This window comes from Armatimonas sp., assembly GCF_043760365.1.
Lineage (GTDB): Bacteria > Armatimonadota > Armatimonadia > Armatimonadales > Armatimonadaceae > Armatimonas.
Window position 1 is genome coordinate 1 of sequence record NZ_JAYUPA010001051.1, and the last position, 7,206, is coordinate 7,206.

General features: G+C 61.2%; 5 protein-coding genes and 1 pseudogene. 4 read left to right on the forward strand and 2 right to left on the reverse strand.

The window, feature by feature from the left end; translation table 11 throughout:
* Together ACH2EH_RS26855 and ACH2EH_RS26860 are read right to left on the reverse strand one after the other, a co-directional pair.
* Positions 1 to 2,578 (reverse strand): hypothetical protein (locus ACH2EH_RS26855; protein WP_395146546.1); only part of this gene is annotated, 2,578 nt, incomplete at its 3' end.
* Between the two features lie 45 nt (positions 2,579 to 2,623).
* Positions 2,624 to 3,190 carry an LpqN/LpqT family lipoprotein gene (locus ACH2EH_RS26860; RefSeq protein WP_395146548.1) on the reverse strand — a complete coding sequence of 189 codons (567 nt, stop codon included), beginning with the start codon at positions 3,188 to 3,190 and terminating at the stop codon, positions 2,624 to 2,626.
* 67 nt (positions 3,191 to 3,257) lie between these two features.
* Between ACH2EH_RS26860 and mqnC the strand changes: the two genes are divergently transcribed.
* The 4 genes and pseudogenes from mqnC to ACH2EH_RS26880 form a co-directional block, all read left to right on the forward strand.
* Positions 3,258 to 4,409, forward strand: coding sequence for a cyclic dehypoxanthinyl futalosine synthase (gene mqnC / locus ACH2EH_RS26865; RefSeq protein WP_395146549.1), 1,152 nt, complete (start codon positions 3,258 to 3,260; stop codon positions 4,407 to 4,409).
* A 98-nt stretch (positions 4,410 to 4,507) separates the two neighbouring features.
* On the forward strand, positions 4,508 to 4,927 hold the full coding sequence (locus ACH2EH_RS26870) for a hypothetical protein (protein ID WP_395146551.1): 420 nt from the start codon (positions 4,508 to 4,510) through the stop codon (positions 4,925 to 4,927).
* Between the two features lie 136 nt (positions 4,928 to 5,063).
* On the forward strand, positions 5,064 to 7,007 hold the full coding sequence (locus ACH2EH_RS26875; RefSeq protein ID WP_395146553.1) for a hypothetical protein: 1,944 nt from the start codon (positions 5,064 to 5,066) through the stop codon (positions 7,005 to 7,007).
* Positions 7,008 to 7,021: 14 nt separating this feature from the next.
* Positions 7,022 to 7,206: pseudogene (locus tag ACH2EH_RS26880) on the forward strand (hypothetical protein); the annotation flags it as partial.

Here is a 7,206-nt window from a genome sequence, read left to right on the forward strand (position 1 = left end):
GATCCGGCTCATCGAAGCCCGCGAAGTCGCTGGCATCGCCGAACAGGGCGGGCTGGGAGAATATAGTGCTGTAGGAGAATATTTTCAGGGCCGGGCGGATAGCGGAGGTAATCGTGGCTCCTGCGGGGTACTTGCCGGTCCATTTTTCCCAGCGTGGCGGCTGGACACTGGCCAGAACGGACACGGGAGCGAGCGTTTCTTTAGTGAGCGCGGTATCCAGGCGCTTCAGGAATGCATCGTTTCGCGCCGTCGTGCGCTTACCCCAAGCCACGCGGGGGCCCTGTGCATTGAAGATGTCTGCGAAGTTAAAGCCGCCCAGCTCCGCCGCATCGGATTTCTGATCCTTAGTGAAGGCAACACGCTCACGGGCATTGGCTCCCCCCTGCCAGAAGAACCCCGTGCCATCGCCCATGCCCCCGGTACCATCGCGGTAGCCAGGCGCTGCCAGACGCTCCAATGCAAAGCCGCTGACCCCTGGGAGGGCAAGCAGGCGCTTTGCCCGCATCACAAACCCGGCGACATCCGCACTCTCAGGAGTGACAAAGTCGGCCCCCAGCATCCGGCCCATCATCGGTGCGAGCTGAGGCGGCATGCTCGCCATGAGCTTTGTGGACTCCGGGGAGGCAATCCATTCGGTAAGCGACTGCCCCGCCCAGGACTTATCCCGCACCGCATTGGCGGTGAGCGGCTCCAGCGGGGCGAGAACCGCCACAACCCCGATCTTTCCCTTTGCTTCCGCGCCCAAGAGTACCAGCTCTTTATCTTTGCCCACCGGCACGGAGACACGTAGCTCCGTCAGCCCTCGCGCCACCGCCGACGCGACCAGAGCCGCTGCCTGCGCTTCGGTGCTCGGCAGTGCTGTGGTAACCACACGCTGCTTCAAACTGGACGGGAGTGTCACGGCGGGCGGTGGCGCGGGCACGGGAAGCTCCGGGTGGATCTCGTTAGCATCGGTCGTAGCCAGAGTCGCGACGGCTCCTAGGGTGGGGGCAACCAGCTCTAAAACAATACTCTGGCTACAGCGCACCTGCGTTAAAGGCTGCTGGTCGCGGCGGGTAATCCCAGGAGTGCCTTCGGGAATGTTAGAGAGCGCTCCCGAGAAGGCATCGTGCCGATCCTGGGCTTGCTTCTGCAGCTCCGGCGAGAGCTCCCCGAGCGGAACCATGTTTCCGTCACTCGCGGGCTTGGCCTCAGCAATCTGCCAGAACTTCTCGCCAAAGCTCGCGCCCGTCCCCCGTGGCAGTGCCCGCAAGGTGGCCTGGCGGATCAGTCGGATCTTGGCATCTTTTGCCAAGCGCTCTGCACTGCGCTGATCCTGCATCATCCCTGAGATCGGTGCCATCATAGCGCTCATGGGGTTCTCGTTGGGCTTGAGTGCAACCTGATCCGTCAGTAAGTACACCGACTCTTTATCATCGCTGATCCGCCGCACCGCACCACCCACCGCCACGCAGAGTGCGGCGACCAGATCGCCCGCGCGTGCACTAGTCCCCCGTGCGCTCACCTTGAGCTTGCCAATGCGCTGATCCGCGAAGAGCAGCACTTTCGTGACCTGAGCGATCCGGCCCACCAGCTCGTCCACCGTGGAGATGCCCGCGAGTGTGATCAGCGCATTGAGTCCCCCCGAATCGGTGTTGAGATCCGAGGGCTTCCGCCGAGCAGGAACCCCTTTGTTGCCCGCCGGACCGCCCCCCAGCAGCGCCATAAACGCCATTGGATTGGGAGTTTTCCCCGCCTTGAGTGCCAGGGTTCGCGTATTTCCCGGCGCATCGCTGTCGTTGACCAAGTTGCCAAACTGCATTGACAGTCGTGCGCCCCCGCCGCCCGCAGCCCCAAATTCAGGAAGATTGGGAGCAAGGTTCAGAGCACGCGAGAGGCGGAGCCTAAACTGGTTCTGATCCGCCGCAGGAATCACCTGCGGGGTGCCCAGCGGCCCGGCATCGGGGAAGTTGGGTTTCTGTGCAAACCGAAACGGCAGGGTTCGGCGCAGCAAAGGCTGTGCAAGCGCCCGCTGCTTGGTGTCGAGGCTAGAGAGTGGCAAGCCCGACGACGACGAGGCTTGCTGGAGCTGGCTCACGCTCAGACTGGCAAGAAGCGGGAGCAGGCGGCTTCCGTTCATGCCCATCCCCATTGCCATTCCCTCCTGCATCAGCTCCTTCATGTCAGGATCGCTAAAAGGGCTCGTACTCTTGCTCTTGTCGGGAAGAAGCTGGGGGGCTAAGACACTCACGCCGCCACACCGGACAACTTGGGCACCAAAGCGCTGCGCCACTTGCACCGTGTTCCAGCCTTCACGCGGCGCGGCTCCCAGCGGTGTCACCACGGGCTTTTTCTGCCCGGTGAGTGCCTCCATGTCCGGCATCATGGCGAACATCCCACCCATTGCTCCATTAAAAAAATCAATTGGCTTGGGCTCGTTCACCAGAGAATACTTCTCCGCCCCCACAACCAAGAGCGGACCGCGCGCCGAGACACTCCAGTAGAGGTTCGGCACGACAGACACCATTGTGCTACTCGCTGATTGCGCGGCAGGCTGCGGAATGGCGATCGCAGGCGGCGCTTGAGGTAAAAATCCCATAGTCACTAGGATACCCGTACCGCTTTGCTGGTTGCAAGTTTGCCGCTAGTGGAGCCACTCAATGCTCTTCAGCAGGCGCTCCAGCGACGGAGCCAGGCGCTCGAAGTCCTCTTTTTTGGATGTGAGTGTCAAAACATAGATGCGCCCCTCGTGACAGATATAGACCTGCCGGTTGCGCACCAGCGCACTCTGCCCCGGTTGTTTAAGCTGCCCGTCGAGCAGCCAGGCATCGGCACCGGCCAGTGTCAGCCGCTGCTTCGCGGTCTGCTGAAAGCCCGGATAGCGTTTCGCCAGCGCGAGAGCGATCGTGGCGGGAAGGTTGTCAGGAAGGCGACTGCGGCCCGGATCCTCAGAAAACGAGAGCGCGAGCGTTGCGCCGCTGGTTCCCAGAGGTGCAAAGCTCGCCAGCAAGCCCGACGATTGCCCGACAATGGCCAGACGTTGCCACCCCAGCGGAATGCGCACGGCGAGTTTCTGGTGCTCGAAGGAAACTCGCTGGCCATGTACCCGCACTTTTTGGGGAAGCGCTTCCAGTTTCTCCATTGGAAGTGTCACCTGTCCGCCCTGTTGAAAACCAATCACCACCACACAAACGGCCCCGAAAATAGTCATTGCAATCTCCTTTCTATCGTATCATGTACGCAGTAGTTGACAGAGAAGTTCACGACAGGTATACTTTGTGAAAACAATCACGAAGTCTGGAAAGGCGACGATCATGTTCCCTCTTACCCCATCCAAACGCGCCCCGGAGAGCGATATCACCGGTATTGCCGAGAAAGTCTGGAATCAAGAGCGCCTGAGCGCCGACGATGCCCTGCGGCTGTTCTCCCACCCGAACCTCGATGAGTTGGCGCTGCTGGCCGATGCCGTGCGCCGCCGCATCAACCCCGAGAAAACCGTCACCTATATCGTCAGCCGCAACATCAACTACACCAATGTCTGCTGGGTGCGCTGTAGCTTCTGCAACTTCTACCGAACGCCCGGCGACAAGAGCGGCGAGAGCTATGTTCTGACCCGCGAGCAGATTCACCAGAAGCTGCGGGAACTCTCCGCTGTGGGTGGAGTCGAGATGCTGATGCAGGGCGGGCTGAACCCGAAGCTTAAAATAGAGTGGTACGAGGAGCTTCTGAGCTGGATGCGCGCCGAGTTTCCGCATATTATCCGGCATTGTTTCTCCCCCGCTGAGCTGATTTATGTCAAGAACATCAGCAAGCTCACGATGGAGGAGACCCTCACGCGCCTGAAAGCGGCGGGTTTGCAGTCTATCCCCGGCGGCGGCGCGGAGATCCTGACAGACCGGGTGCGCAACTTTATCAGCAAGTACAAAGACACCGCCGACGAGTGGCTGGACTGTATGCGGGTGGCGCATAAAGTGGGGCTGCCCTCGACCGCGACCATGATGTACGGCTCCGTGGACACCTATGAGGACCGGGTTGAGCACTTTATGCGCCTGCGGGCACTTCAGGACGAGAGCATTGCCCGCTCCCCCGAACGCTTCACGGCGTTTGCCGCCTGGAGCTACCAGCCCGATGGCACGGAGCTAGGCGGTACGCGGGCATCGGGGCTGGACTACCTGCGCACCATCGCCATCGCGCGCCTGATGCTCGATAACTTCGCGCACATGCAGGCAAGCTGGGTAACGCAAGGCCCCAAGATCGGGCAGATTTCCCTGCGCTACGGCGTGGACGACTTCGGCCAAACCATGATGGAGGAGAATGTCGTGAGCACCGCAGGCTGCACGTTTGCCGTCTCCACCGACGAGATGGAGCGCCTGATCTGCGACGCTGGGTACACCCCCGCCCGGCGCAACACCCGCTACGAACGGGTGTGACGAACGGCGTTTGTCGGGCGGCTAAAGCGGCCCGCTGTTACGGCAAGACCCATGAATGGGCCTCCAGGATTTCTGGGGGCCTTTTGGTATAGTAAGGTATGCAGCAGCAGAGAGGCGAACCAAAAAATCAGCATGGGCGGAGAACGGTAGCTGAGATGGTTCTCTCGTGGCTGATTCTTCTGTGGGGCATACTGCTCACCATTTTTCTGATTCAACCCTGCCTCCTCGCTCTGCGAAATGGCTACGACGACGACAACATTGATATTTTGCTTCTTCTGTTTACCTTACACGCTCTGCTGTGTAGTGTCGGGGGACTGGCGGCTCAGTTTCGGTACCGCATGGTCGCACGGTGGCTGCTCAACCTTGCGGCACTTTGCCTGATGATATTGAGCGGGACACTGGCTTCGGGCAACCTGAAATCTCTTGGCTTCTGGCTTCCTATCGTGGTGCCGCTGCTTGGTATTACCACTGTCCTACTTCTCCTCGCTCAGTGGCTGGGACGACAGACAGACCTTTAGGATTCGTAACCTGACCCCCTCTGCGTTCTCGGGACGCTCTCTGAAATGTGCTGGAGCCTTTCGCCCCCGGCACAAAATTTAACCGGAACTTCTCTAAACAGGCGTTTGTATCTACGATATACTGAACCCTACTACAATGACCGATGCCCCCACCACTGAAGGCGACTGTCGGGAGGATGCGCTCTGCGCCCTTCGTGAACGCTTCCCCCAAACCACTTTCCTTGCGCTCGGGCAAACCGCGCTCTGGGATGAGCCCACCAAAGCGACTCTGAGGCGACGGCTCGATCACTTCTGGCCTGGCGCACATATACTAGCGGGTGTTCATGACACCGACTACTTCGCCAAGCTCCACGGTTTCCATCAGCCCGGCAGCGATGCCTTCGCCTTAGTGGGCCACGATGACAACAAGACCCGGGCGCTCTGGTCCGCCGCGGGGGAGATGAGTCAGCTCTTTGGTTCCGAGGATGTTCCCACCCGCGCGAGACTACAGACAGAGGCCGGTGTCTCGCTCAAGAAAGCACTCGCCTTTGCCGATGACCCCGATGCGCTTCTCTCCGAACTGACCATGGCGTGGGGCTGGACGGGGATCCTACACTCCGGCTGGGAGCGACAGATCGCATCGGAGGTGAAGCTCAGCGAGATTCTTCCGACGCTGCGGGAGCAGATCGCCTGGGCAACCGAGGGCAGTGCGGTCGGTAGCACGCTCCTCGGCTGGATGGACGATTTCGCTGCCGCGCACCCCGATGCGCTCCTGCCGTGTCTGTATAAATACCTTCTGCCACGACTCTACGAGCTGCTGCTGGGCGCCCCCCCGCAGAATTTTGCCACCACCCGCACCACCACGCTCCTGCGCTTCAACACCCAGACCTGCGAACTACCGCGTTTCTGGCTGGTGCAGGCATTTCTGGACCCCGCCACACGCGCTCAGGCACGCGAAGCCTACGACCTCGCTGTGGAAGGCGGGGAGCAGTACACCCTGGATCAGTTCCTACCGGGCGCACGTCCGTTCGATCTCGTGGTGCCAGGGAAAGGCCGGGGAACGCTGCGTGTGCGTGCCGATGGCTCTGTCTGGATAGACACGCCCGAGCCGATCTGTCTGCCCGGAGAGAAAGTGATTACCAGTGTGCGTCAGCTCGCCGAGCGTATCGAGAGCGCACTGGGGCCGGACTGTGTGCTGATCGGAAAAGCGGTCGCGCTCCTGCCGATGCTCGCCGCCGAGTGGGTTCTGGTCTTTCACGAGGGCGCGAGCAGCTATTCCTGGCGCACGGCCAAATTGATGGGCGCACTCCAGCGCCTCAGAATCTGTCACCCGGAGCTACGGCCCATTCTGCGTGTCCGGTACGCCACCTGGGACAGCCTCAGCGCCGTTTCAGGAGTCTCCCTGACTCTGCCGCCCCATCTTTGCCAAGCGCTGGGTCGCCCCACAGTCGAGGCTGATGACTTCGCGGCGTGCTGGCAGCGCGGGCGTGAGTGGGAGCAGCGCCGTCTTAAAGAGCTTTCCACCCTACGCTCACCCAACGCTTTACTTTCTTATCTGGAGCAGCATCGCCTGCTCACGGCCCACACCGACTACGCCACAGCAAGCCAAGCGCTGCGGGCGCAGTGGGATAAGGCCGAGGCACTCCGAAGCGAAGAGAACATCATTTCAGGGGAAGTGCGCCGTCTCCGTGCCGAGTCTAATACTCTGGAGCACGCCAAGGGGGATGATTTTCGTGCCCGTGGCTCCGTGCTGGATACCACCGCCCTCGCCGAGCGCACCGAGCACTTCGACACGCCCCTTGCGACAAACCGTCGCCAAGTGAAGCGGCTCCTGCTCCACGCCCGTCAGCTTCATCGTGAGCGCAAGGCAATCGAGCGTGCGCCCGAGGCCATCGCCGCCCGAACCACACTGCGGCGCATTGAAACCGAGGCGGAGATCGCCAAAGCTCGGCTCGCAAAAAATGCACTCCAGACCCTGCACGGCCTACCGCACACCGACTACCGCCCGTCTGCCTGGTGGTTCCCACAAGTGGACCCGAGCCGAGCCTGGTTCAACCGCGTTGCAGACACCGCAGCCCTGCGCCTCGAAGAGCTGGTGTGATTCCCTTCACAAAAATGCAGGCTGTTGGCAACGATTTTGTTGTCATAGAGGAGCCTGAGAACACCGATCTAGCGGCACTGGCGCGGCGTGTCTGTGACCGGCGCTTTGGGATCGGTGCCGACGGGCTCCTGACGTACACGCTTTTGAACCCATCCCCCCAGCCCCCTTCCCTGTCCCAAGGAAGGGGGAGAGGGAAAGG

Coding starts and splice junctions, on each gene's coding strand:
- ACH2EH_RS26860 (WP_395146548.1), bottom strand. CDS start 3,190: ATGACTATTTTCGGGGCCGTTTGTGTGGTGGTGATTGGTTTTCAACAG.
- ACH2EH_RS26870 (WP_395146551.1), top strand. CDS start 4,508: ATGCAGCAGCAGAGAGGCGAACCAAAAAATCAGCATGGGCGGAGAACG.
- ACH2EH_RS26875 (WP_395146553.1), top strand. CDS start 5,064: ATGACCGATGCCCCCACCACTGAAGGCGACTGTCGGGAGGATGCGCTC.